Source organism: Pseudomonas sp. TZ252, from assembly GCF_056110345.1.
In genome coordinates this window covers 6,403,837-6,425,469 of the sequence record NZ_CM148566.1, presented here as the reverse complement: position 1 = coordinate 6,425,469, position 21,633 = coordinate 6,403,837, and the positions used below count along the sequence as shown (strand labels likewise).

The 21,633-nt window shown below is 66.4% G+C and carries 20 protein-coding genes; 15 read left to right on the top strand and 5 right to left on the bottom strand.

All coding sequences use genetic code 11. The features are described from left to right. Nucleotides 1–121 precede the first annotated feature (121 nt). Nucleotides 122–2,677 (top strand): heme receptor HxuC, encoded by a 2,556-nt coding sequence (gene hxuC, locus ACYAF3_RS29670; protein ID WP_031756145.1) that lies wholly within the window; start codon nt 122–124, stop codon nt 2,675–2,677. A gap of 6 nt (nt 2,678–2,683) precedes the next feature. Here hxuC and lepB read toward each other — a convergent pair whose 3' ends face one another. Beyond that, a complete protein-coding gene (gene lepB / locus ACYAF3_RS29665; protein ID WP_003082673.1) occupies nt 2,684–3,223 on the bottom strand; it encodes a signal peptidase I in 540 nt (179 codons plus the stop codon). A gap of 75 nt (nt 3,224–3,298) precedes the next feature. Next, a complete protein-coding gene (locus ACYAF3_RS29660) occupies nt 3,299–5,350 on the bottom strand; it encodes a S9 family peptidase (protein ID WP_003082674.1) in 2,052 nt (683 codons plus the stop codon). A gap of 148 nt (nt 5,351–5,498) precedes the next feature. On the opposite strand from ACYAF3_RS29660, the gene ACYAF3_RS29655 reads away from it, so the two are divergent. The 4 genes from ACYAF3_RS29655 to ACYAF3_RS29640 all read left to right on the top strand — a co-directional run bounded on the left by ACYAF3_RS29655 (nt 5,499) and on the right by ACYAF3_RS29640 (nt 7,825). Continuing rightward, the gene (locus tag ACYAF3_RS29655; RefSeq protein ID WP_003082675.1) at nt 5,499–5,972 is read left to right on the top strand and encodes a hypothetical protein; all 474 of its coding nucleotides are present in this window, start codon (nt 5,499–5,501) and stop codon (nt 5,970–5,972) included. 63 nt (nt 5,973–6,035) lie between these two features. Continuing rightward, complete coding sequence (locus tag ACYAF3_RS29650; RefSeq protein WP_003082677.1) at nt 6,036–6,497, top strand: HIT family protein; 462 nt, start codon at nt 6,036–6,038, stop codon at nt 6,495–6,497. Nucleotides 6,498–6,500: 3 nt separating this feature from the next. Continuing rightward, a complete protein-coding gene (locus tag ACYAF3_RS29645) occupies nt 6,501–7,274 on the top strand; it encodes a class II glutamine amidotransferase (RefSeq protein ID WP_003082680.1) in 774 nt (257 codons plus the stop codon). 26 nt (nt 7,275–7,300) lie between these two features. After that, nucleotides 7,301–7,825 (top strand): DUF2937 family protein, encoded by a 525-nt coding sequence (locus ACYAF3_RS29640; RefSeq protein WP_003082681.1) that lies wholly within the window; start codon nt 7,301–7,303, stop codon nt 7,823–7,825. Between the two features lie 8 nt (nt 7,826–7,833). Here the strand turns inward: ACYAF3_RS29640 and ACYAF3_RS29635 are convergent, their stop codons facing one another. Further along, entirely contained in the window at nt 7,834–8,694 is an 861-nt protein-coding gene (locus ACYAF3_RS29635) for a LysR substrate-binding domain-containing protein (RefSeq protein WP_003082684.1), read from the bottom strand. 167 nt (nt 8,695–8,861) lie between these two features. Between ACYAF3_RS29635 and phnW the strand changes: the two genes are divergently transcribed. Together phnW and phnX are read left to right on the top strand one after the other, a co-directional pair. After that, entirely contained in the window at nt 8,862–9,977 is a 1,116-nt protein-coding gene (phnW, locus tag ACYAF3_RS29630; RefSeq protein ID WP_003086851.1) for a 2-aminoethylphosphonate--pyruvate transaminase, read from the top strand. Between the two features lie 35 nt (nt 9,978–10,012). Continuing rightward, the gene (gene phnX, locus ACYAF3_RS29625; protein ID WP_003100114.1) at nt 10,013–10,840 is read left to right on the top strand and encodes a phosphonoacetaldehyde hydrolase; all 828 of its coding nucleotides are present in this window, start codon (nt 10,013–10,015) and stop codon (nt 10,838–10,840) included. Between the two features lie 50 nt (nt 10,841–10,890). Here the strand turns inward: phnX and ACYAF3_RS29620 are convergent, their stop codons facing one another. Then, nucleotides 10,891–11,802 (bottom strand): LysR family transcriptional regulator, encoded by a 912-nt coding sequence (locus ACYAF3_RS29620; protein ID WP_023089941.1) that lies wholly within the window; start codon nt 11,800–11,802, stop codon nt 10,891–10,893. A 107-nt stretch (nt 11,803–11,909) separates the two neighbouring features. Here ACYAF3_RS29620 and ACYAF3_RS29615 point away from each other — a divergent pair, with 107 nt between their 5' ends. Both ACYAF3_RS29615 and ACYAF3_RS29610 read left to right on the top strand, forming a co-directional pair. Beyond that, nucleotides 11,910–13,268, top strand: coding sequence for an MDR family MFS transporter (locus tag ACYAF3_RS29615; RefSeq protein ID WP_023085059.1), 1,359 nt, complete (start codon nt 11,910–11,912; stop codon nt 13,266–13,268). A gap of 13 nt (nt 13,269–13,281) precedes the next feature. After that, complete coding sequence (locus tag ACYAF3_RS29610; RefSeq protein WP_003082694.1) at nt 13,282–13,668, top strand: DUF4440 domain-containing protein; 387 nt, start codon at nt 13,282–13,284, stop codon at nt 13,666–13,668. Between the two features lie 7 nt (nt 13,669–13,675). Here the strand turns inward: ACYAF3_RS29610 and ACYAF3_RS29605 are convergent, their stop codons facing one another. After that, a complete protein-coding gene (locus ACYAF3_RS29605) occupies nt 13,676–14,290 on the bottom strand; it encodes a TetR/AcrR family transcriptional regulator (RefSeq protein ID WP_003082696.1) in 615 nt (204 codons plus the stop codon). A gap of 157 nt (nt 14,291–14,447) precedes the next feature. Here ACYAF3_RS29605 and ACYAF3_RS29600 point away from each other — a divergent pair, with 157 nt between their 5' ends. The 6 genes from ACYAF3_RS29600 to cyoE all read left to right on the top strand — a co-directional run bounded on the left by ACYAF3_RS29600 (nt 14,448) and on the right by cyoE (nt 21,463). After that, nucleotides 14,448–15,989 carry an MFS transporter gene (locus tag ACYAF3_RS29600; RefSeq protein ID WP_003100101.1) on the top strand — a complete coding sequence of 514 codons (1,542 nt, stop codon included), beginning with the start codon at nt 14,448–14,450 and terminating at the stop codon, nt 15,987–15,989. A 626-nt stretch (nt 15,990–16,615) separates the two neighbouring features. Then, nucleotides 16,616–17,611: a ubiquinol oxidase subunit II gene (gene cyoA / locus ACYAF3_RS29595; protein ID WP_003082702.1), complete on the top strand. Its 996-nt coding sequence runs from the start codon at nt 16,616–16,618 to the stop codon at nt 17,609–17,611. A gap of 6 nt (nt 17,612–17,617) precedes the next feature. Next, complete coding sequence (gene cyoB / locus ACYAF3_RS29590) at nt 17,618–19,594, top strand: cytochrome o ubiquinol oxidase subunit I (RefSeq protein ID WP_003082705.1); 1,977 nt, start codon at nt 17,618–17,620, stop codon at nt 19,592–19,594. Between the two features lie 3 nt (nt 19,595–19,597). After that, complete coding sequence (cyoC, locus tag ACYAF3_RS29585; protein ID WP_003086858.1) at nt 19,598–20,227, top strand: cytochrome o ubiquinol oxidase subunit III; 630 nt, start codon at nt 19,598–19,600, stop codon at nt 20,225–20,227. Next, the gene (gene cyoD / locus ACYAF3_RS29580) at nt 20,227–20,562 is read left to right on the top strand and encodes a cytochrome o ubiquinol oxidase subunit IV (RefSeq protein ID WP_003109258.1); all 336 of its coding nucleotides are present in this window, start codon (nt 20,227–20,229) and stop codon (nt 20,560–20,562) included. Before cyoC ends, cyoD begins: the two co-directional genes overlap by 1 nt. Before the next feature lie 10 nt (nt 20,563–20,572). Then, nucleotides 20,573–21,463, top strand: coding sequence for a heme o synthase (cyoE, locus tag ACYAF3_RS29575; protein WP_003082726.1), 891 nt, complete (start codon nt 20,573–20,575; stop codon nt 21,461–21,463). The last annotated feature ends 170 nt before the right edge of the window (nt 21,464–21,633 follow it).

Sequence of the window (21,633 nt, the reverse complement as noted above, 5' to 3'; positions counted from 1 at the left end):
CGTCAGCATTAATGAAAATATTTTTCATTCGCATATGTGGGTTTTTCTCCCTGCTGCGTCTTCTCTGCTGTCCGTCGCCGCTGCCGGCGACATCCAGCAGTCACTTGGGGAGAGTTCCAGCATGACCTTGCCTTTCACCCGCGCCGCCTGGCGCCCGCTGTGTTCCGCCGCCGTGCTCGGCGCCGCGTTGTGGGCCGCCGGCGCCAGCGCTGCCGAACGACGCTTCGACCTGCCGGCGCAGCCGCTGGCCGCCTCGCTGTCGCGCCTGGCGCAGCAGGCGCAGGTCCAGGTGCTGTTCGACGAGTCGCTCCTGCGGGGCCTGCGCGCTCCGGCGCTGAGCGGCAGCTACGGGGTGCGCGAGGCGCTGGAGCGGTTGCTGGTCGGTTCCGAGCTGGAGCTGGTGGAGGCGGGCGGCGGCTACGTGGTGCGCCGGCGCCAGGTCGACGCCTACAGCGACAACGCGCTGCAACTGGACGCGCAGACCATCGTCGGCAACGGTCGCGAAGTGGACGCCAGCAACGTCGGCCGTTCGACCCTGACCCGGCGGGATATCGAACGCCAGCAGGCGGACAACATCCCCAGCCTGCTGCAGACCCTGCCCGGAGTGACCATGGGCGGCTCGCCCAAGCCGGGCGGACAGACCACCAACATCTGGGGCCTGGGCGACGCCGAGGACGTGCCCTATACCCTGGACGGCGCGCAGAAGAGCGGCTTCGAGCGCTACCAGCAGGGCACCGTGTTCATCGAACCGGAAATGATCAAGCGCATCGAGGTGGAGAAGGGACCGCACTCGGTGTTCACCGGCAATGGCGGCTTCGGCGGCACCGTGCACATGGAGACCAAGGACGCGCCGGACCTGCTGCGCGAAGGCCGCGACGTCGGCGCCATGCTCAAGTACGGCTATCACTCCAACGACCAGCAGAAGATCTACTCCGGCGCTGTGTTCGGGCGCAGCGAAGACCGCCGCGTCGATGCCCTGCTCTATCTCAACGGTCGCGACGGCCGCGACATGAAGCTGGCCGACAACCTGCCGCTGTCGCCCACCGACTACCCGATCAACCCCAAGCGCCTGCCCAACAGCGCCCAGGACGAGAAGACCGGCCTGTTCAAGCTCAACCTGCACCCCACCGAGGAGCACGACCTGGGTTTCACCTACCTGCGCTCGAAAAGCTCGCGCTGGACGCCGTTCTCCGCCAGCAGCTACCCGACCCCGCCGGGCCAGTGGACCATCGACCGCTACGGCTACGAGCTGGGCCTGACCCGCCTGCTGGCCCACCGCGATACCACCGACACCACCTGGACCGGCAAGTACAACTACCATCCGCTGGACAACCCCTGGATCGACCTGCAACTGAGCTATTCCGACGCCCGCACCGAGCAACTCGACCGTCGCGAGGACACGGCCTTCTACCAGCTCGCCACCGGTGGCAAACGGATGCGTACCGAGTACCAGGACAAGGTCCTGGAGCTGCGCAACACCAGCCGTTTCGATACCGGAGCGCTACAGCACGAGCTGACCCTGGGCGCGGCGCTGCACAAGCACAAGCGCGACATCCTCATGCACATGCCGGGCAAGACCTACGAGACCCCGCGCTACAACTACGGCTGGCTGCAACCGGCATTCATGCCGGCCGGCAAGCAGGACACGCAGAGCTTCTACATCCAGGACGCGATCACCTACGGCAGCCTGACCGTCACCCCATCGATGCGCTTCGACAGCGTGCGCAACGACGGCCAGGCCAACCTGGCGCCGATCTACGACAATCCCAAGCTCGGCCATGACTATCGCGCCCAGACCTACTCCGGCTGGTCGCCGCGGCTGTCGGTGTTCTGGACCGCGACGCCGAACCTGGCGTTCTTCGCCGACTACACCGAGACCTGGCGAGCGCCGGTGATCGACGAGCAGTACGAAGTGCAGAACAGTTCGACCATCGGTGGCAGCAGCCGCGACCTGGACGCCGAGCGCATCCATGCGATCCGTGGCGGCAGCGTGATCAACCTGCCGGACCTGCTGGTCGCCGGCGACAGCCTGCAGATCCGCACCACGTTGTTCCAGAACCGCATCAAGGACGAGATATTCCGCACCCGCAGCGTCGGCTGCCGCCAGCAGTCGATCGACAACGGCAGTATCGGCGGTAGCTGCGGCGACATGCTGCCGCTGAGCAACTACCGCAACCTGCCGGGCCTGACCATCAAGGGCTTCGAGATCGAGAGCTTCTACGACAGCCAGCGGCTGTTCGGCAGCCTGTCCTACTCGTGGATGACCGGCAAGCACGATGGGGCCTACAGCAATCCCTGGGGACCGAACGTGTGGGCGCGCGACATCCCGCCGCCGAAGTGGGTGGCCATGCTCGGCCTGAAGGTTCCGGAATGGGATGCCAAGCTCGGCTGGCAGGGCGAGTTCGTGCGCAAGACCGACCGCCTGCCCAGCGATCGCTACAGCGGCGGGATGGGTACCGGTTCCGGCGATATCTACTGGGATCACGCGGCCAACGACAGCTACGACACTCATCGGCTGTTCGCCGAGTGGGTCCCGGCCAAGCTGGGCCTGAAGGACACCCGCATCGACTTCACCGTGGACAACCTGTTCAACCGCTCCTATCGCCAGCCGCTGGGCGGCGACCTGGTCTACAGCCAGGGACGCAACGCCAAGATCAGCGTCACCCAGTTCTTCTGAGGGGCGTCAGCGCACCGAACCGATGCGCCGGGTGTCCTCGGCATACCAGACGGCGAACACCCGGCCGACCAGGTCGGCGCGCGGTACGTAGCCCCAGTAGCGGCTGTCGTTGGAGTTATCGCGGTTGTCGCCGAGCATGAAGTATTGGCCGGCGGGGACGGTCCGCTCGGCCATGCGCAGGGAGTCCGGCTGGCGCAGCGCCTGTTGCGCCAGGTAGGGCTCCGTCACCGGGCGCTCATTGACGTAGAGCCGGCCGCCATCGATCCGCACGCGATCGCCGGGTATTCCGGCGATGCGCTTCACATAGGCGATGCTGCGCTGCGGCGGGAAGCGGAACACCACCAGGTCGCCGACCTGCGGGTCGGCGAAGGCGTAGCGCGCGGCGTTGGCGAGGATGAAGTCGCCCTGTTGCAAGGTCGGTTCCATCGAGCGCGAAGGGATCTTGTACAGCGCCACGCCGAGGAGCCGCGCGCGCGGGTCGAGACTGGCGGTGCCGAACGGATTCGCCAGGTAGACGGCCAGCATGATCGCGGCGAGCAGGCCCATGGCGGGCCAGAAGCGTCGTTTCACGAAGTTTCCTTTTTCGTGGCGGAAGGCCGGCGTCGCCGGCCCCCGCGGTGGTCATACCAGGCCGAGGACCTTGAGCAGGAAGGCGTATTCCAGCGCCACGTCCTTCAGCCCCTGGTAGCGGCCGCTCATGCCGCCGTGGCCGGCGCCGAGGTCGGTCTTGAGCAGCAGCAGGTTGGCGTCGGTCCTGGTCGCCCGCAGTTTCGCCACCCACTTGGCGGCTTCCCAGTACTGCACGCGGCTGTCGTTGTAGCCGGCGACCACCAGCAGGTGCGGGTAGTCCTGGGCCCTGACGTTCTCGTAGGGCGCGTAGGCGGCGATCCGCGCATGCACCTCGGGCTCCTGCGGGTTGCCCCACTCATCGTATTCGGTGACGGTCAGCGGCAGGTCCGGATTGAGCATGCTGTTCAGCACGTCGACGAACGGCACCTCGGCGATGGCCGCGCCGAACAGTTGCGGGCGCTGGTTGAGCACCGCTCCGATCAACAGCCCGCCGGCGCTGCCGCCGCTGATGGCGAGACCCTCGGGACGGCAGTAGCCCTCGGCGAGCAGGTGCTCGGCGCAGGCGATGAAGTCGTCGAAGCTGTTCTGCTTGTGTTCCAGCTTGCCGGCCCGGTACCAGGCTTCGCCCAGTTCGCCGCCGCCACGGACATGGGCGATGGCGAAGACGAAGCCGCGTTCGAGCAGGCTCAGGCGGGCGTGGGAGAACCAGGGATCGAGGCTATGCCCGTAGGCGCCGTAGCCATAGAGATAGAGCGGCGCGGGGCGCCCGGCGGCGATGCCGTCGAGGACTTCCTTGCGCGCCACCAGGCTGACCGGCACCTGCGTGCCGTCGCCGCTGCTGGCCCAGATGCGCCGGCTGGCGTAGGCGTCGGCGTCGAATGGGCCTTCCACCGGGGTCTGCTTGAGGACGGTCTGCGTGCCATCGGCGAGGTTCAGCTGGCGTACCTGCGCCGGACGGTTCAGGGCCTCGTAGCGCAGTCGCACGCAGGGGCTGTCGAATTCCAGGCTGTCCTGCACGTAGAGGCTGTAGGCGGCGTCCGGCAACTGCACGCGGTAGGCCGGCAGGCCCTGCGGTTGCACCTCGATAACCGGCAGGCCGCCATCGCGCAGGCCGAGGATCACCGCCTCGGCGTTCAGGCTGACATCTTCCAGGGTCCGCTGCGGGTCGTGGGCCACGCGCAGTTGCCAGTGCTCGCGAGTCGACCGCGGCTCCTCGGCCTGGTAGAGGGCGAAGTTGATCCCCGCCTGGTTGCTGCGGATCAGCCACAGGCCCCGGCCGTCGAGGCGACCGTGGTCGGGGTAGTACTCGTGGCCTTCCTCGCGCGGCGCCAGGCAACGGAACGTTCCCTGCGGCTGGTCGGCGTCGAGCACCCAGGCCTCGCTGGTGGTCTTGCTGTTGAGCAGGAGGATCAGCTGGCGTTCCGAGCTGGAGCGGTAGCAGTGCAGGAAGAAGCGCCCGTCGCCTTCCTCGAACACCAGCTCGGCGCCGGCCTCGCCCAGGCGGTGGCGATAGAGCTTGTGCGGGCGGTGGGTGTCATCCAGTTCACCGAAGAACAGCGTGCGGTTGTCGTTGGCCCAGGTCAGGCTGCCGTCGCAGTCCTCGAAGGGCAGGGCCTGCACCGCGCCGCTGGCGAGATCCTTGACGAACAGGCGGTAGATCTCGTCGCCGCTGGTGTCCAGGCTGTAGGCCAGCAGGCTCTGGTCGGGGCTGATGCTGAAGGCGCCGAGGGAGAGGAAGCCGCCGTCGGCCAACTGGTTGGGATCGAGCAACAGTTGCTCGGCGCCTTCGTCGACCGCCAGGCTGCCGTCCTCCGGACGTGGGCAGCGGTAGTGGCGCGGGTATTCGTCGCCGGCGGTGGTGCGCTGGTAGTACAGCCACGGACCCCACGGACTGGGCAACGACAGGTCGGTCTCGCGGATGCGTCCCCTGATCTCCTCGAACAGGGTCTCGCGCAACCCGGCCTGGTCGGCCAGTTCGCTATCCAGGTAGGCGTTCTCGGCCTTCAGGTAGTCGAGCACCTCCGGGGCGTCGCGCTCCTCCAGCCAGGCGTAGGGGTCGCTTCCGGCGTCGCGGCGGGCGATGGGGGGCTGCGGATGGGGCATCGGGAATCCTCGTCGATCCGGCCATGCGCGAGGCCGGGAAATCTGAATAAAACTGGCGGCGCGGCGCCCGCCATCGGTGGGTAGGCGCGTCGGCATGCAAAAGCGGCTATCATAAGCCCCCCATCACCGCTATCGCCACGCACGCCGCATGAATGAACAAGACTATCTGATCGCCTGGGGCGCCTACGCCATCGCCGGACTTGGTCTGATGCTGGTGTTCTGGCTGATGACCGGCTGGATGTGGCGCTGGCTGCGCGAACCCCTGCGGCTGATCGTCTTCATCCTGCTGTTCACGCCGACTCCGGTGGACCCGCAGAACGACCTCTACGCCCCGGCCATCGCCATCACCGCGCTGGATGTCGTGTTCAAGGTCGGCAACAACGCCTGGCGCGCGGTCTCTGACCTGGCCCTGGTGGCGCTGCTCGGTTTCGGCCTGTACCTGCTGATCGCCGCCATCCGCTGGCCGCTGGAGCGGGCCTGGAAGAATCGTCGGCATCCGTCGCAGGACGCCGAGGACGAGCCGACCCTGCGGCAGATGTTGCAGCCCGAGTTGATGCCGGACGTCGACACCCGCACCGACGAGCACGGCGACCGGCGCATGCGCATCGAGCCGCGCCTGTAGCCTTTCGCGACGAAATCCATTCTTGCGCTACGCCCGGCAGGCGTTCAGCATGAGGCGAGGCCTATGTCGGGATTTCCCATGGATTGCGTGTTCTGCGCCATAGCGGGTGGCCGCGAGCCGGCGCACAGACTCTTCGAGGACGAGCATTTCATCGTCCTGCTGGACATCTTTCCGCTGCGACCGGCGCACGTGCTGATCGTAGCCCGCGAGCACGCCCCGCACCTGAGCGATCTTTCCGCCGCCGCCCGCGACGCCCTCCTGGCGCTCGCCGAGCGTATCGGTCGCGCATTGCGCCGGGCCGGTTTCGGCGTGGAAGGCATCAACCTGTTGCTCAACGATGGCGTGGCGGCCAACCAGCACGTGGCGCACCTGCATCTGCACCTGATTCCCCGGCGTCGCGGCGACCTGCCGCGACTGCTCTGGCGCGCCCTGACCCGTTTCCTGCCGGTCGGTCGCGCGAGCCTGCAGGCGCGTCTGCAGCGGGAACGAGAACTACTACGTACAGCCTTGCTCAGGGAGGTTTGAGCCATGTGTGAACTATTGGGCATGAGCGCCAACGTCCCGACGGACATCGTCTTCAGCTTCACCGGACTGATGCAGCGCGGCGGCGGTACCGGCCCGCACCGCGACGGTTGGGGCATCGCCTTCTACGAAGGACGCGGCGTGCGGCTGTTCCAGGACCCGCTGGCGAGCGTCGATTCGGAGGTGGCGCGGCTGGTGCAGCGCTTCCCGATCAAGAGCGAGACGGTCATCGGGCACATCCGCCAGGCCAACGTCGGCAAGGTCGGGCTGAGCAACACCCACCCCTTCATCCGCGAACTCGGTGGGCGCTACTGGACCTTCGCGCACAATGGCCAACTGGCCGACTTCCAGCCCAAGCCCGGTTTCTACCGCCCGGTCGGCGAGACCGACAGCGAGGCGGCCTTCTGCGACCTGCTGAACCGCGTGCGCCGGGCTTTCCCCGAGCCGGTGCCGGTGGAGGTGCTGTTGCCGGTGCTGATCTCGGCCTGTGACGAATATCGCAAGAAAGGTGTGTTCAATGCCCTGATCAGCGACGGCGACTGGCTGTTCACCTTCTGCTCCAGCAAACTCGCCTACATTACCCGCCGTGCGCCATTCGGCCCGGCGCGGTTGAAGGATGCCGACCTGACCGTGGACTTCCATGCGGAAACCACGCCGGACGATGTGGTCACGGTGATCGCCACCGAGCCGCTCACCGACAACGAGAACTGGACCTTGCAGCAGAGCGGCGAGTGGGTCCTCTGGTGGGGCGGCGAGGTGTTGGCCAAGGGGCGGGTCTGAATCGCCGCCGTGAACGAGGAGAGCGCATGTTCCGCAGTTACCTGAGACTGCTGCTGTTCACCCTGGGCCTGCTGCTCGGGGTGCAGGTGCCCGGTTTCATCGACGACTACGCCAAGCGCGTCGACGCCCATCGCCTGGAGGCCGCGCAGAACATCCAGGGCTTCCAGCAGACCGCCGGGCAGTTCTTCAACGGTAGCCTGGAGGAACTGGTCAGGCATTACCGCAGCAACAGCGATCCGGTGTTCCAGCGCGACGGCGAGAACCTCGACCGCCTGATGCGTCGCGCGCGCATGCTCGACGCTGAGTGGCAGGCCATGCAGGGTCCCTGGTACGCCCGCGCCTGGCACATGCTGCGCGCACCGAACCATGAGTTGCTGATGGAAACCTATGCCAGCTACAGCTACCAGGTCCTGCTCAAGCCCGAGGTGATCGCCTGGGGCCTGGGCTGCGCCTTGCTGGTCGCCTGGATCGCCGAGCTGATCGTGTATTCGCTGGCCTCGCTGTTCGGCTTCGGCGAAGACCGCCGCACCCGCGAGCGTCACTGGAGCTGAGGCGCGACTCAGGCCGCCGCCAGTTCCAGGAATGCCCTGATCACCCGCAGGCCGCGGCGCTTCTCCAGGCAGCCGATCAGGTGGCGGTTGGTCAGCTCGGGACCGACCAGCGGCACCGCGCGAACCCGCGGATCGTTGCCGACCTCCAGGGAAGACACCACGCCGACGCCCAGTTCGGCGGCCACCGCTTCGGTCACCGCTTCCCGGCTGTCCAGCTCCAGCAGCACCCGTGGCTGCACGCCCTGCTCGGCACAGGCGCGGTCGAAGGTGCGGCGGGTGATCGAACCGGGTTCGCGCAGCACCATGATCTGCTGGTCGAGCTCTTCCAGCGGTACGCCTTCGTTGCGTTCGCACCAGGGATGCTGGCGAGGCAACAGGGCGCAGATGCGCGAATTCACCAACTCCTCCAGGAACAGCCCGGGACGCGCCTCGACCTCGGTCAGCACGGCGACGTCGACGTGTTCGCTGAGCAGCGCCGCGAGGGTCTCCTGGGCGTTGCCCAGACGCAGGTTGACGGTGATTCCCGGATAGCTCGCGCGCAGCCGGGCGAGCATCGGCATCACCAGGTGCGGGCCGTCGGCGGCGACTTCGAGGCGGCCGGAGACCAATTGTCGATTGGCGTCGAGCAGGGCCTCGGCTTCTTCCTCCAGGGCGAACAGGGTGCGCGTGATCGCCACTAGGCGCGAGCCCTCCTCGGTCAGTTCGATGCGCCGGGCGGTGCGCCGGAACAGGGTGACCTGGTAGTGCTCCTCGAGTGCCTTGACGTGTCCGGTCACCGCCGGCTGGCTGATGCACAGGCGCTCGGCGGCGCGGGTGAAACTGCCTTCGCGGGCGACGGCGTCGAAGGCGCGGAGCTGGAAGAGATTCATGGTATCGGCCTGGCTTATGGCTGGCATCGGAACAAACAATTTGAACGATAGTAGCGCGGCGCTCACCTTATGTCTCCAGGCTTCCCTGGAACGCCGGCGCGGAACGACCGCCCGGACCGCGAAGCCCGATCCGGTTTCTTTGGCCGATTCCCGCAGAGGAAATGAGCATGAGCACTGCCGAACGCGCACCCATCCTGCTGACCCCCGGTCCGCTGACCACCTCCTACCGTACCCGTCGGGCGATGATGGTCGACTGGGGCTCCTGGGACAGCGATTTCAACGAACTCACCGCCAGCGTCTGCCAGCGCCTGCTGAAGATCGTAGGCGGCGAAGGCAGCCACACCTGCGTACCGTTGCAGGGCAGCGGCACCTTCGCCGTGGAAGCGGCGATCGGCACCCTGGTGCCGCGCGACGGCAAGGTCCTGGTGTTGATCAACGGTGCCTACGGCAAGCGCCTGGCGAAGATCTGCGAGGTTCTGCAACGGCCCTTCAGCACCTTCGAGACCGAAGAGAACGTGCCGACCACCGCCGCTGACGTCGAGCGTCTGCTGGCCGCCGATCCGGCGATCAGCCATGTGGCGCTGATCCACTGCGAGACCAGCACCGGCATCCTCAATCCGCTCGAGGCCATCGCCAAGGTCGTCGAGCGTCACGGCAAGCGCCTGATCGTCGATGCCATGAGCTCCTTCGGGGCGATCGGGATCGATGCCCGGAAAGTTCCGTTCGATGCCTTGATCGCCGCCTCCGGCAAGTGCCTGGAGGGCGTCCCCGGGATGGGCTTCGTCTTCGCCCGCAGCGCCGCCCTGGAAGCCAGCGCCGGCAACTGCCACTCCCTGGCCATGGACCTGCAGGACCAGCACGCCTATATGCGCAAGACCGGGCAGTGGCGCTTCACCCCGCCGACCCATGTGGTCGCCGCCCTGCACGAAGCGCTCAGCCAGTACGAAGAGGAGGGCGGCCTGCCGGCGCGCCAGCGGCGCTACGCGAGCAATTGCGAAACGCTGCTCGGCGAGATGGCCCGGCTCGGTTTCCGCAGCTTCCTGCCGGCGGAAATCCAGGCGCCGATCATCGTTACCTTCCACGCGCCGCGCGATCCGCGCTACCGCTTCGCCGACTTCTACCAACGCGTGCGGGAGAAGGGCTTCATCCTCTATCCGGGCAAGTTGACCCAGGTGGAAACCTTCCGCGTCGGCTGCATCGGCCACGTCGACGCCGCGGAGATGCGGCAGGCGGTCGCCGCCATCGGCGAGGCGCTGCGCGAACTGGAAGTCCTCGAGATCTGAACTGAACGACAACGAGCAGAAAAGGGTTCACGACAATGAATTACAACCAGCCAGCCACCCTCCAGGCCGCCATCCTCGACTGGGCGGGAACCGTGGTCGATTTCGGCTCCTTCGCGCCGACCCAGATCTTCGTCGAGGCTTTCGCCGAATTCGGCGTCCAGGTCAGCCTGGAGGAAGCGCGCGGTCCGATGGGAATGGGCAAGTGGGACCACATCCGCACCCTCTGCGACATCCCGGCGATCGCCGAGCGCTACCGCGCCGTCTTCGGCCGCCTGCCCAGCGACGACGATGTCACCGCCATCTACGAGCGCTTCATGCCGCTGCAGATCGAAAAGATCGCCGAACATTCGGCGCTGATCCCCGGCGCCCTGCAGGCGATCGCCGAACTCCGCGGGATGGGCCTGAAGATCGGTTCCTGTTCCGGTTATCCGGCGGTGGTGATGGAGAAGGTGGTAGCCCTGGCCGAGACCAACGGTTACGTCGCCGACCACGTGGTGGCCACCGACGAAGTGCCCAACGGCCGGCCATGGCCGGCCCAGGCGCTGGCCAACGTGATCGCCCTGGGGATCGACGATGTGGCGGCCTGCGTGAAGGTCGACGACACCTGGCCGGGTATCCTCGAAGGGCGCCGCGCCGGGATGTGGACGGTGGCGCTGACCTGCTCGGGCAATGCCCTGGGCCTCACCTACGAGCAGTACAAGGCGCTGCCGGCGGCCGAACTGGAGCGCGAGCGGACGCGTATCGAACAGATGTTCGAAGGTTCGCGTCCGCACTACCTGATCGAGACCATCGCCGAGCTGCCGGCGGTGGTCCGCGACATCAATGCGCGCCTGGCGCGCGGCGAGATGCCGCAGGGTAACTGAGCCACGTCTGTGCCGAGGCCGCCGCGGGCAACCGCGGCGGCCTCGGTTTTCTAACCGGCGTCCGGGTGCCCCAGGCGAGTCTTGAGGAAGTCGATGAACGCGCGGACCTTCGACGGCAGGTGGCGGGTCGGCGGATAAACGGCATGCACGCCCTGGAGCGGAAACCCGTGGTCCGCCAGCAGGCGTTGCAGTGCGCCGCAGCGCAAGTCGGCCTGCACCAGCCAGTCCGGCAGCACGGCGATACCCAGGCCGTCGAGGGCAAAGGCGCGCAGGGCCGCGGCGTTGTCGGCCAGCAGCATGGGATGGCGCGGTCCGCGGTAGCTGCGCAGGGCGCCGTCGGGGGCGCGTACTTGCCAGGGCAGGGAGTCCGCCAGCCGGCTGTGACCGAGATTCTGCAGGCGCTCCAGACTCTCCAGGTCGGTCGGCGGCGGTTCGCCGAGCGCCGCCAGGCAGGCCGGGCTGACCACCGCCAGGACCTCGAAGCTGGCCAGTTGCACCGCATGGTGGGTGGAGTCCTCCAGGCGCCCCAGGCGGATGGCGACGTCGAAGCGTTCGCCAATCAGGTCGGCATGCAGCGATGAGGTCGACAATTGTACCTGCAACGCCGGGTGCAGCCGGGCGAATGCCTGCAGGGCCGGCACCAGTTGGCGCAGGCCGTATTCCTGGGTGGTGGTGACGCGCAGGCTGCCACGCAGTTCGCCATGCTCGGCGCGGGCGTCGTCGATGGCCAGGCGCGCCTCGTCGAGCACCTTCACGCAGCGCTGGTAGAAGCGTTCGCCAGCATCGGTCAGGGCCATCCGCCGGGTGCTGCGGCTGAGCAGAGAAACGCCCAGCTCGGCCTCCAGCCGCTTGAGGTTGAAGCTGACTACCGCACGCGTCTGGCCGAGGGTGTCGGCGGCGGCGCTGAGGGAACCGCAGTCGACCACGGCGCGAAAGGTTTCGAAGCGGTCGAGGCTGACCATGGAAGGCGTCCCTATTGTCAAATTCGATTTGACAGTCTATGCGCGATTAGCCTCTCCAGATAGCGCGAGCGCCTCGCTATGCTCCCCGGCAAACCTCCGGAGCGCCCATGAATCAACCGTCCCGCCTGGCCACTTTGTACCTGCTGGGGTTCGCCCTGGACCTGGTGAACATCTTCATCGCCAGCGTCGCCTACCCGGACATCGGGCGTTCCCTTGGCGCTTCGGTGGCGACCCTGGCGTGGATCGGCAACACCTACCTGCTCGGCTTGACCCTGGTGATTCCGTTGAGCGTCTGGCTCGCTTCGCGCCTGGGAGAACGGCGACTGATGCTGCTGGCACTGGCCGGTTTCGCCAGCGCTTCGCTGGGTTGCGGCCTGGCTGGATCGGCGGCGACGTTGATCGTCTGGCGCCTGTGCCAGGGGTTGGCCGGCGGGTTGCTGATCCCCCTCGGCCAGGCCATGGCCTATCGGAATGTCCCGGCGTCGGCACGGGCCGGCCTGACCGCACGGGTGATGCTGGTGGCGCTGATCGTTCCCGCCGTGGCGCCTGCCCTCGGCGGCTGGCTGGTGGACAGCCTGTCCTGGCGTGGGATCTTCTTCGCCAGCGTGGCGCCGGCGCTGCTGGTGCTGGCCCTGGCGATGCGCTGGCTGCCCAGGCACAAGCATGCGGCGCAGCGCCTGGACCTGCGCGGCCTGCTGCTCGGCTCGGCGGCGCTGGCCACGCTGCTGGTGGCGCTCGCCTGGCTGGGATCGCCCGGCGGCGGCGGGCGTGGCCTGCTCCTGGCGCTGCTGGCCTGCGTGCTGGGCTGCTGCTACTGGCGTGACGGGCGCGCTCGTACCGACGCGCTGCTCGACCTTGGCTTGCTGGAGGCGCCATTGCTGCGTACGGCGATGCTGGTCTATCTCTGCGTGCCGGGAGCCTTCATGGGCGCCAACCTGGTCGCCATGCTCTATCTGCAACGCCCCCTCGGCCTCAGCGCGAGCCGTGCCGGTGCGCTGATGCTGCCCTGGGCGCTGGCGGCCGGCCTGGCCATCGGCCTGACCCGGCGACGCTTCAATCGCTGGGGGCCGAAATCCTTGCTGCTGGCGGGCATGGCGATACAGGCCGGCGGCCTGCTGTGGCTGGCTCGAAGCGGGGAGGGGAGCGGCTTCTGGCAACTGGCGGGGGCCTACGCGACCATGGGATTCGGCGGCAGCCTGTGTAGCAGCGCGGCACAGGGCATGGCCTTGCTCGACGTCCCGGCGGCGCGCATGGGCCATGCCAGCGCCTTGTGGAACATCAATCGGCAACTGGCGTTCTGCCTGGGCATGGCCGTGCTCGGTGGGTTGCTCAACCTGTTGCAGGCGCGGGCCGACCCCGCGGCCTTCGTCCACTGCTTCCTGTTCGCCGCCGCTTTCACGCTATTGCCTCTGCCGTGGGTGAGGCGTATCGATTCCGCCGGGGTTCGCGCCCTGGTCCAGACCTGAAAGGAGCTACACCATGACTTGTGCCTACCGCCGGGAAATCCACCATGCCCACGTGGCGATCCGCGACTGGCTGGCCGGCGACTCACGGGCTGACGCGCTGGATGCGTTGATGGCGCGTTTCGCCGAGGACTTCTCGATGGTCACGCCGCATGGCGTGGTCCTGGACAAGACTGCTCTGGGCGAGCTGTTCCGCAGCAAGGGCGGCACCCGTCCTGGGCTGCGCATCGAGATCGACGGCGAGAGTCTGCTGGCTTCAGGCGTGGATGGCGCGACCCTGGCCTATCGGGAAATCCAGTCCGACGCGGCGGGTCGCAGCGAGCGCCTGTCCACCGTAGTCCTGCACCGTGACGACGAAGGGCGGCTGTACTGGCGCCACCTGCAGGAAACCTTCTGCGGCTGAGCCTGCTTCAGTCGCTGGCACCGAGCAGGCGCAGGAAGGCATCGGCGAGTTCGCCGGCCAGCGGCTGGGTATCCAGGCGGCCGCCGGCGATGGCGTCGTCGGCGGCGCCATGCAGCCCGGAGTAGAGCAGCAGGGCGTTCAGCCGTGGGTTGCGCAGCGGCCAGGCGCCGGCCGCCGCGCCGTTCTCCAGTAGCTCCGCCAATTGCTCCAGCACGCGGTCGCGCTCCTGGTTGCCGCGCTGGTGGTGATGGTGCTCGCTGTAGACCACATCGTGCAGCCGGTAGCCCTCCAGGTAGCCCGCCAGGCCGCTCTCGGTCCAGGCGCGCAGGCGGCCGGGATGGTCGTTCGCCGGACAGGCCTCGACGGCATTCGCGATGCGCTGCTGGAAAGCCTGGGTGAAGCGCTCGCGCAGGGCCAGGAGGATGTCGGTCTTGGCTTGGAAGTAGTGATAGAAGGTACCCTTGGCGACCCCCGCGGCAGCGACGATGTCGCTGATGGTGGTGGCGTCCACACCCTTGTCTAGGAACAGTTGCTGCGCCGCCGCCATCAGTTCCTCGAGACGAACCTCCGCAGGCTTGGTGCGCGGTTGGCGGGCAGGCTGTTCGGCGTGGCGATCGGGCATGGAGCGCGGGTCCGGTGGTTGGGTTGGCCGCAGTGTAAAAGAGCGTGGAGGGGAAGACGAGGCATGACAGGAAGATGAGAATGTTTCGCGATATTTATTGACTGACCGTCGGTCAATGGATTATTCCTGGGCCAGCGCCCTCTCATCGGAGTACTCCATGAACCCTTCGCGTCGTGTCGCCCTGGTCGCCGCCATTTACCTGGGAACCTTCATCGCCTCGCTCGACATCAGCATCGTCAACCTCGCCCTGCCGACGCTGCAGTACGCCCTGGATACCGACCTGGCCGGCCTGCAGTGGGTGGTCGACGCCTATGCGCTGTGCCTGAGCGCCTTCATGCTGTCTTCCGGACCGCTGAGCGACCGCTACGGTCGCAAGCTGACCTGGCTGCTCGGGGTCGGCCTGTTCAGCTTCGGTTCGCTGCTCTGCGCGCTGGCCACCTCGCTGCCGCTGCTGCTGTTCGGACGCGCGGTCCAGGGCATCGCCGGGGCGCTGTTGATACCCGGCGCGCTGTCGATCCTTACCCAGGCTTTCCACGATCCCGGCCAGCGCGCCCAGGTGATCGGCGGCTGGACCTCCTTCAGCGCGCTGTCGCTGATCCTTGGCCCGCTGCTCGGCGGCCTGCTGGTGGAGCATGCCGGCTGGCAGAGCATCTTCCTGATCAACCTGCCGCTCGGCCTGCTGGCGCTCGCCCTGGGCCTGTGGGGCATCGAGGAAACCGCGCACCCCGAGCACGCCGCCTTCGATCCCCTGGGGCAGTTGCTCAGCGTGGTCTGGCTGGGAGCGTTGACCTACGCCCTGATCGCCGCGGGAGAGGGCGGCTGGTTGTCTCCCACGGCCTGGCCGGCGCTGCTCCTGGCCGGGGTCGGCCTGCTTGGCTTCCTCTTCGTCGAGCGGCGGACCGCCCGACCGCTGCTGCCCCTGGGGTTGTTCCGCCAGGCCGGGTTCGCCGTCTGCAACCTGGCCTCGTTCGTCCTCGGTTTTTCCGGCTACGCCAGCCTGTTCTTCCTCTCCCTGTTCTTCCAGCAGGTGCAGGGTGCCTCGGCGCAGCAGGCCGGCTTCTACCTGGCGCCGCAGTTCCTCGCCATGGGCGCACTGTCCATGCTGTTCGGCCGGTTGCAGCGGCACGTACCGCTGCGACGCCTGCTGGTGCTGGGCTACCTGGTGATCGGCCTGGCCATGCTGGCGCTGGCCGCTTGCGGTACGGGAACCGCGTATCCCTGGGTCGGCCTGTTGCTGGTGGCGCTCGGCCTGGGCATGGGCCTGGCCGTTCCCGGCACCGGTCTGGCGGTCATGGCGAGCGTGGCCCGCGAGCGTTCCGGGATGGCCTCGGCGACCATGAATACCCTGCGCCAGGCCGGCATGGCCGTCGGCATCGCGTTGCTGGGAGCGCTGCTGAGCGGGCGGGCGATCGTCGTCCTGGGCGATCGGCTGGAGGAGCTGGGGATTGCCGATGCGCAACGGCTCGCCACCCAGGCGATCACGGCCCATCGCTTGCCTGGTTCCCTGGCGGGGCTCGACGCCGAGCTGCCGGCCGCGCTGGCCGAGGGCTTCCGTCTGGCTATGCTGGTGGCCGGAGCCAGCGCCCTGCTGGCCGCCGCGCTGCTCTGGCGCCTGCGCGTTAGCGCCGGCCCGGCGGCGGATACAGTTGGCGCATCTGGACGAACGGCAGGGGTACAGTTGCAGGCCGATAGACACTGACTCTCGGGTCACGATGCTGGCGTGGGGGCGATTTCCTTGCGTTATGCTGCTCGAAGCGAAGAATATTCGCGTATTCCAACTGTTGTGCTAGGGTATGGCCTGCGACAACCTGTCGCAGGCAGGTAAAAGCCCTACTTTATCTATGTTTGAGAAAGTCTATTGCAAGATGTGTCATAGGCTCCTCAGCTGAAATGAATTGTAATAACTGACGCTCAGTTTCGGTCCAACGAGCGTCGCGCGAGTCTCTGCTCCGCATCGCGATAAATGGGTTCCTGCCTTGCCTGTTGCACAACAAATAGCCGACCGATAACTGCGACCTGATCACCCGGCGGGAAGGGCAATCCTTCTCGCCCAGGCATGCACGTGCCTTGGCCGCCCTTGGCCTCTTCCGGCACAGCTTCGAAAACGCTGTTCATCAAGGAACGACTCAGCGCGTGGAACGAGTCCGCCACCGGAATCGGGAAAGGTATCCGCTTGCCTTCTCCCGTGGCCGGGCAATGGCCGTTCCGTACCCCGGCGGCGACTGCATGTCTGGAACTGGCTGAAGCCAGCGGTCTCCGCCACAAGCCTTGCAAGGAGACATCCATGAGCGACCACTCGCTCCTTCCATCGATTAAGGCCGGAAGATGACCAAAGCAAACCCGTTTGCCGCATTGAAATGGCTTTCCCTGGCGCCCGCGCTGCTGCTCGGCGGCTGCGACATGACCCTGTTCAACCCGAAAGGGCAGGTGGGCATGGACGAGCGCACCCTGATCATTACCGCGACCCTGCTGATGCTGATCGTGGTCATCCCGGTGATCGTGATGACCCTGGCGTTCGCCTGGAAGTACCGCGCCTCGAACACCCAGGCCGAGTACAAGCCGGACTGGCACCACTCCAACCGCATCGAGGCGGTGGTCTGGCTGGTGCCCTGCGTGATCATCGCGATCCTCGGCTGGATCACCTGGGAAAGCACCCACAAGCTCGACCCGTACCGTCCGCTGGACTCCGAGGTCAAGCCGGTCACCATCCAGGCCGTTTCGCTGGACTGGAAGTGGTTGTTCATCTACCCGGAGCAGGGTATCGCCACGGTCAACGAGATCGCCTTCCCGAAAGACACCCCGGTGAATTTCCAGATCACCTCGGATTCGGTGATGAACTCGTTCTTCATCCCGCAGCTGGGCAGCCAGATCTACTCGATGGCCGGGATGATGACCAAGCTGCACCTGATCGCCAACGAAGAAGGCGTATTCGACGGTATCTCCGCGAACTACAGCGGCGGCGGTTTCTCCGGCATGCGCTTCAAGGCCATCGCCACCTCCGAGCAGGGCTTCCAGGACTGGGTCGCCAAGGTCAAGGCGGCACCGGCCAGCCTGTCGATCGGCACCTATCCGGAACTGGTCAAGCCGAGCGAGAACGTTCCGCCGACCTACTTCTCTTCGGTCAGCCCGGAACTGTTCGGCCACATCCTCACCAAGTACGAGCACCACGGCGACGCCAAGGGTGCCGCGCACGGCGAGCACGCCGGGGCTGAGCACGAAGCCGCCATGACCGGTCACGACATGCAGGACATGGACATGCAAGCCATGCAGGGCATGAAAGACATGAAGGACATGCACATGCAACCGAGTACCCAGGAGTAAGCGCAGATGTTCGGGAAACTGACACTCTCGGCCGTGCCTTACCACGAGCCCATCGTCATGGTCACACTGGCCGTCGTCGCCCTGCTGGGCCTCGGCGTGGTCGGTGCGATCACCTACTACCGCAAGTGGACCTACCTGTGGACCGAGTGGCTGACCTCGGTCGACCACAAGAAGATCGGCGTGATGTACATCGTCGTCGCCCTGGTCATGCTGGTCCGCGGCTTCGCCGACGCGATCATGATGCGCGGCCAGTTGGCCCTGGCCGAAGGCGCCAACCACGGCTACCTGCCGCCGGAGCACTACGACCAGATCTTCACCGCGCATGGCGTGATCATGATCATCTTCATGGCCATGCCGTTCATGACCGGCCTGATGAACCTGGCCGTGCCGCTGCAGATCGGCGCGCGCGACGTGGCGTTCCCCTTCCTCAACTCGCTGAGCTTCTGGCTGCTCGTGGTCAGCGCCATGCTGGTCAACGTGTCGCTGGGCCTGGGCGAATTCGCCCGTACCGGCTGGGTGGCCTATCCGCCGCTGTCGGAGCTGGCCTATAGCCCCGGGGTAGGGGTGGACTACTACATCTGGGCGCTACAGATATCCGGGATGGGCACGTTGCTCACGGGGATCAACTTCCTGGTCACCGTGTTCAAGATGCGTGCCCCGGGCATGAAGCTGATGCAGATGCCGATCTTCACCTGGACCTGCACCTTCGCCAACATCCTGATCGTCGCCTCGTTCCCGATCCTCACCGCTGCGCTGGGCCTGCTGTCGCTCGACCGCTACCTGGACATGCACTTCTTCACCAACGAGCTCGGCGGCAACGCCATGATGTACATCAACCTCTTCTGGGCCTGGGGCCATCCCGAGGTGTACATCCTGATCCTGCCGGCCTTCGGTATCTTCTCCGAGGTCACCGCGACCTTCGCCGGCAAGCGCATGTTCGGCTACAAGTCGATGGTCTGGGCCAGCGCCGCGATCACCTTCCTCGGCTTCACCGTGTGGCTGCACCACTTCTTCACCATGGGTTCGGGCGGTGACGTCAACGGCTTCTTCGGCGTGGCCACCATGCTGATCTCGATCCCCACCGGGGTGAAGCTGTTCAACTGGCTGTTCACCATCTACAAGGGCCGCCTGCGCTTCAGCACGCCGATCCTGTGGACCCTGGGCTTCATGGTGACCTTCACCATCGGCGGCATGACCGGCGTCCTGCTGGCCATCCCGGGCGCGGACTTCCTGCTGCACAACAGCCTGTTCCTGATCGCCCACTTCCACAACACCATCATCGGCGGCGCGGTATTCGGCTACCTGGCCGGCTTCGCCTTCTGGTTCCCGAAAGCGTTCGGCTTCACCCTCGACGAGAAGTGGGGCAAGCGTTCCTTCTGGTGCTGGCTGGTGGGCTTCTACATGGCCTTCATGCCGCTCTACATCCTCGGCTTCATGGGCATGACCCGTCGCCTGAACCACTACGACAACCCGCTGTGGAAGCCCTACCTGGTGGTCGCGTTCTTCGGCGCCGTGCTGATCTTCTGCGGCATCGCCTGCCAACTGATCCAGCTGTTCGTCTCGGTCCGCAACCGCAAGCAACTGGCCGACGTCAATGGCGACCCGTGGGAAGGCCGCACCCTGGAATGGGCCACTTCCTCGCCGCCGCCGTTCTACAACTTCGCCGAGCTGCCGAAGGTACAGGACGTGGATGCCTTCCACGACATGAAGAAGGCCGGCACCGCCTACCGCAAGCTGCCGGCCTACCAGCCGATCCACATGCCGAAGAACACCGCCGCGGGCTTCTCCATCGCCGTGTTCGCCTTCGTCTTCGGCTTCGCCGCCATCTGGCATATCTGGTGGCTCATGGCGGTCGGCTTCGTCGGCATGATCGGCTCCTTCATCGTGCGCAGCTACAACCAGGACGTCGACTACTACGTCCAGCCCGAAGAGATCGAGAAGATCGAAAGCGCCCGTTTCCAGCAACTCGCCAAGCAGGTCTGAACCATGTCGACGGCAGTATTGAACAAGCATCTGGCCGACGCCCACGAAGTGGGCCACGACCACGATCATGCACACGATAGCGGCGGCAACACCGTATTCGGTTTCTGGCTCTACCTGATGACCGACTGCGTGCTGTTCGCCAGCGTCTTCGCCACCTACGCGGTGCTGGTTCACCACACCGCCGGCGGCCCCAGCGGCAAGGACATCTTCGAGCTGCCCTACGTGCTGGTGGAAACCGCCATCCTGCTGGTTTCCAGCTGCACCTACGGCCTGGCCATGCTCTCTGCGCACAAGGGCGCCAAGGGCCAGGCGATCGCCTGGCTCGGGGTCACCTTCCTGCTCGGCGCCGCGTTCATCGGGATGGAGATCAACGAGTTCCACCACCTGATCGCCGAAGGTTTCGGCCCGAGCCGCAGCGCCTTCCTGTCGTCCTTCTTCACCCTGGTCGGCATGCACGGCCTGCACGTCAGCGCCGGTCTGCTGTGGATGCTGGTGCTGATGGCGCAGATCTGGACCCGCGGCCTCACCGCGCAGAACAACACCCGGATGATGTGCCTGAGCCTGTTCTGGCACTTCCTCGACATCGTCTGGATCTGCGTCTTCACCGTCGTCTACCTGATGGGGGCCCTGTAATGAGCAGCGCTGCACACGACAACCACGGCGCCGGCCACGGCAGCCTGGGTTCCTACGCGATCGGCTTCGTGCTCTCGGTGATCCTCACCGCGATCCCGTTCTACATGGTCATGGACGGCGGCTTCTCGCGCCACGCGACCATCCTCACCATGGTCGTCCTCGGCCTGGTGCAGGTGGTGGTGCACCTGATCTGCTTCCTGCACATGAACATGTCGTCGGAAGGGCGCTGGAACGTGATGGCGTTCATCTTCACGGTGATCGTCATCCTGCTGGTGGTCGGTCTCTCGCTGTGGATCATCTTCAGCGCCGACATGCTGATGATGCCGATGCCCTGAGGGCCATGACGTGAAGCTGAAACGCTATCTCCTGGTGGCCAAGCCGGGAATCATCTTCGGCAACCTGATCGCGGTGGCGGGGGGATACTTCCTCGCCGCCCGCGGCAGCGTCGAGCCGATGCTGTTGCTGGCCACGGTCATCGGCCTGTCGCTGGTGGTCGCCAGTGGGTGCGTGCTGAACAACTGCATCGACCGCGACATCGACCGGCACATGGAGCGGACCCGCGGGCGGGTCACCGTGACCGGGCAGATCTCGCTGAAGGCTGCCCTGGCCCACGGCCTGGTCCTCGGGGTCGCCGGCTTCGGCCTGCTGTGGTGGCGGACCAACCCGCTGACCACCGCGCTGGCCGGCTTCGGCTACTTCGTCTACGTCGGCCTGTACAGCCTGTGGTTCAAGCGTCGTTCGCAGTACGGCACGCTGGTCGGCAGCCTCTCCGGGGCGATGCCGCCGGTGGTCGGCTACTGCGCGGTGAGCGGCCAGTTCGACGCCGGCGCCGCCTCGCTGCTGGCGATCTTCTGCCTGTGGCAGATGCCGCACTCCTATGCCATCGCCATCTTCCGCCTGAAGGACTACGAGGCGGCTGGCATCCCGGTGCTGCCGGTGGCGCGCGGCATCGCGGTGACCAAGATCCACATCGTGCTCTACATCCTCGCCTTCATGGCGGCGACCCTCGCCTTGTGCCTGGGCGGCTACGCCGGCTACGGCTACCTGCTGGTGGCGGTGGCGGTGAGCCTGTGGTGGCTGGCCATCGCCCTGACCGGCTACTGGACCGCCGACGACCGGGTCTGGGCGCGCAAGCTGTTCGCCTTCTCCATCGTCGCCATCACCGCGCTGAGCGTGATGATGTCCATCGACTTCCAGGTGGCGCCCGCCACCCATCTGGTCGCCTCGCTGTTCTGAGGCGACACGCTTTAGGGAAAGCCCCGCCGGTCGATTGGCGGGGCTTTTTTTTGTCTGCGCGATGGCAGGGATGCGGTCGCCGCCTGGCAGAAGGGCCGCGCGGCGAGCCCTCTGTTCCGGGACTCTGCCGTTGGTTATCAGATTTTTCCGGGAGCTTTTTCGGAGCTGTC

Bases quoted from the DNA above. Each gene is read 5' to 3' on its own strand.
- ACYAF3_RS29605 (WP_003082696.1), bottom strand. From the start codon at position 14,290: ATGCCCGATCGCCACGCCGAACAGCCTGCCCGCCAACCGCGCACCAAG.
- ACYAF3_RS29640 (WP_003082681.1), top strand. From the start codon at position 7,301: ATGTTCCGCAGTTACCTGAGACTGCTGCTGTTCACCCTGGGCCTGCTG.
- hxuC (WP_031756145.1), top strand. From the start codon at position 122: ATGACCTTGCCTTTCACCCGCGCCGCCTGGCGCCCGCTGTGTTCCGCC.
- cyoD (WP_003109258.1), top strand. From the start codon at position 20,227: ATGAGCAGCGCTGCACACGACAACCACGGCGCCGGCCACGGCAGCCTG.
- ACYAF3_RS29635 (WP_003082684.1), bottom strand. From the start codon at position 8,694: ATGAATCTCTTCCAGCTCCGCGCCTTCGACGCCGTCGCCCGCGAAGGC.
- cyoA (WP_003082702.1), top strand. From the start codon at position 16,616: ATGACCAAAGCAAACCCGTTTGCCGCATTGAAATGGCTTTCCCTGGCG.
- cyoB (WP_003082705.1), top strand. From the start codon at position 17,618: ATGTTCGGGAAACTGACACTCTCGGCCGTGCCTTACCACGAGCCCATC.
- phnW (WP_003086851.1), top strand. From the start codon at position 8,862: ATGAGCACTGCCGAACGCGCACCCATCCTGCTGACCCCCGGTCCGCTG.
- lepB (WP_003082673.1), bottom strand. From the start codon at position 3,223: ATGGGCCTGCTCGCCGCGATCATGCTGGCCGTCTACCTGGCGAATCCG.
- ACYAF3_RS29655 (WP_003082675.1), top strand. From the start codon at position 5,499: ATGAATGAACAAGACTATCTGATCGCCTGGGGCGCCTACGCCATCGCC.
- ACYAF3_RS29610 (WP_003082694.1), top strand. From the start codon at position 13,282: ATGACTTGTGCCTACCGCCGGGAAATCCACCATGCCCACGTGGCGATC.
- ACYAF3_RS29660 (WP_003082674.1), bottom strand. From the start codon at position 5,350: ATGCCCCATCCGCAGCCCCCCATCGCCCGCCGCGACGCCGGAAGCGAC.
- ACYAF3_RS29645 (WP_003082680.1), top strand. From the start codon at position 6,501: ATGTGTGAACTATTGGGCATGAGCGCCAACGTCCCGACGGACATCGTC.
- phnX (WP_003100114.1), top strand. From the start codon at position 10,013: ATGAATTACAACCAGCCAGCCACCCTCCAGGCCGCCATCCTCGACTGG.
- cyoC (WP_003086858.1), top strand. From the start codon at position 19,598: ATGTCGACGGCAGTATTGAACAAGCATCTGGCCGACGCCCACGAAGTG.
- ACYAF3_RS29650 (WP_003082677.1), top strand. From the start codon at position 6,036: ATGTCGGGATTTCCCATGGATTGCGTGTTCTGCGCCATAGCGGGTGGC.
- ACYAF3_RS29600 (WP_003100101.1), top strand. From the start codon at position 14,448: ATGAACCCTTCGCGTCGTGTCGCCCTGGTCGCCGCCATTTACCTGGGA.
- ACYAF3_RS29620 (WP_023089941.1), bottom strand. From the start codon at position 11,802: ATGGTCAGCCTCGACCGCTTCGAAACCTTTCGCGCCGTGGTCGACTGC.
- ACYAF3_RS29615 (WP_023085059.1), top strand. From the start codon at position 11,910: ATGAATCAACCGTCCCGCCTGGCCACTTTGTACCTGCTGGGGTTCGCC.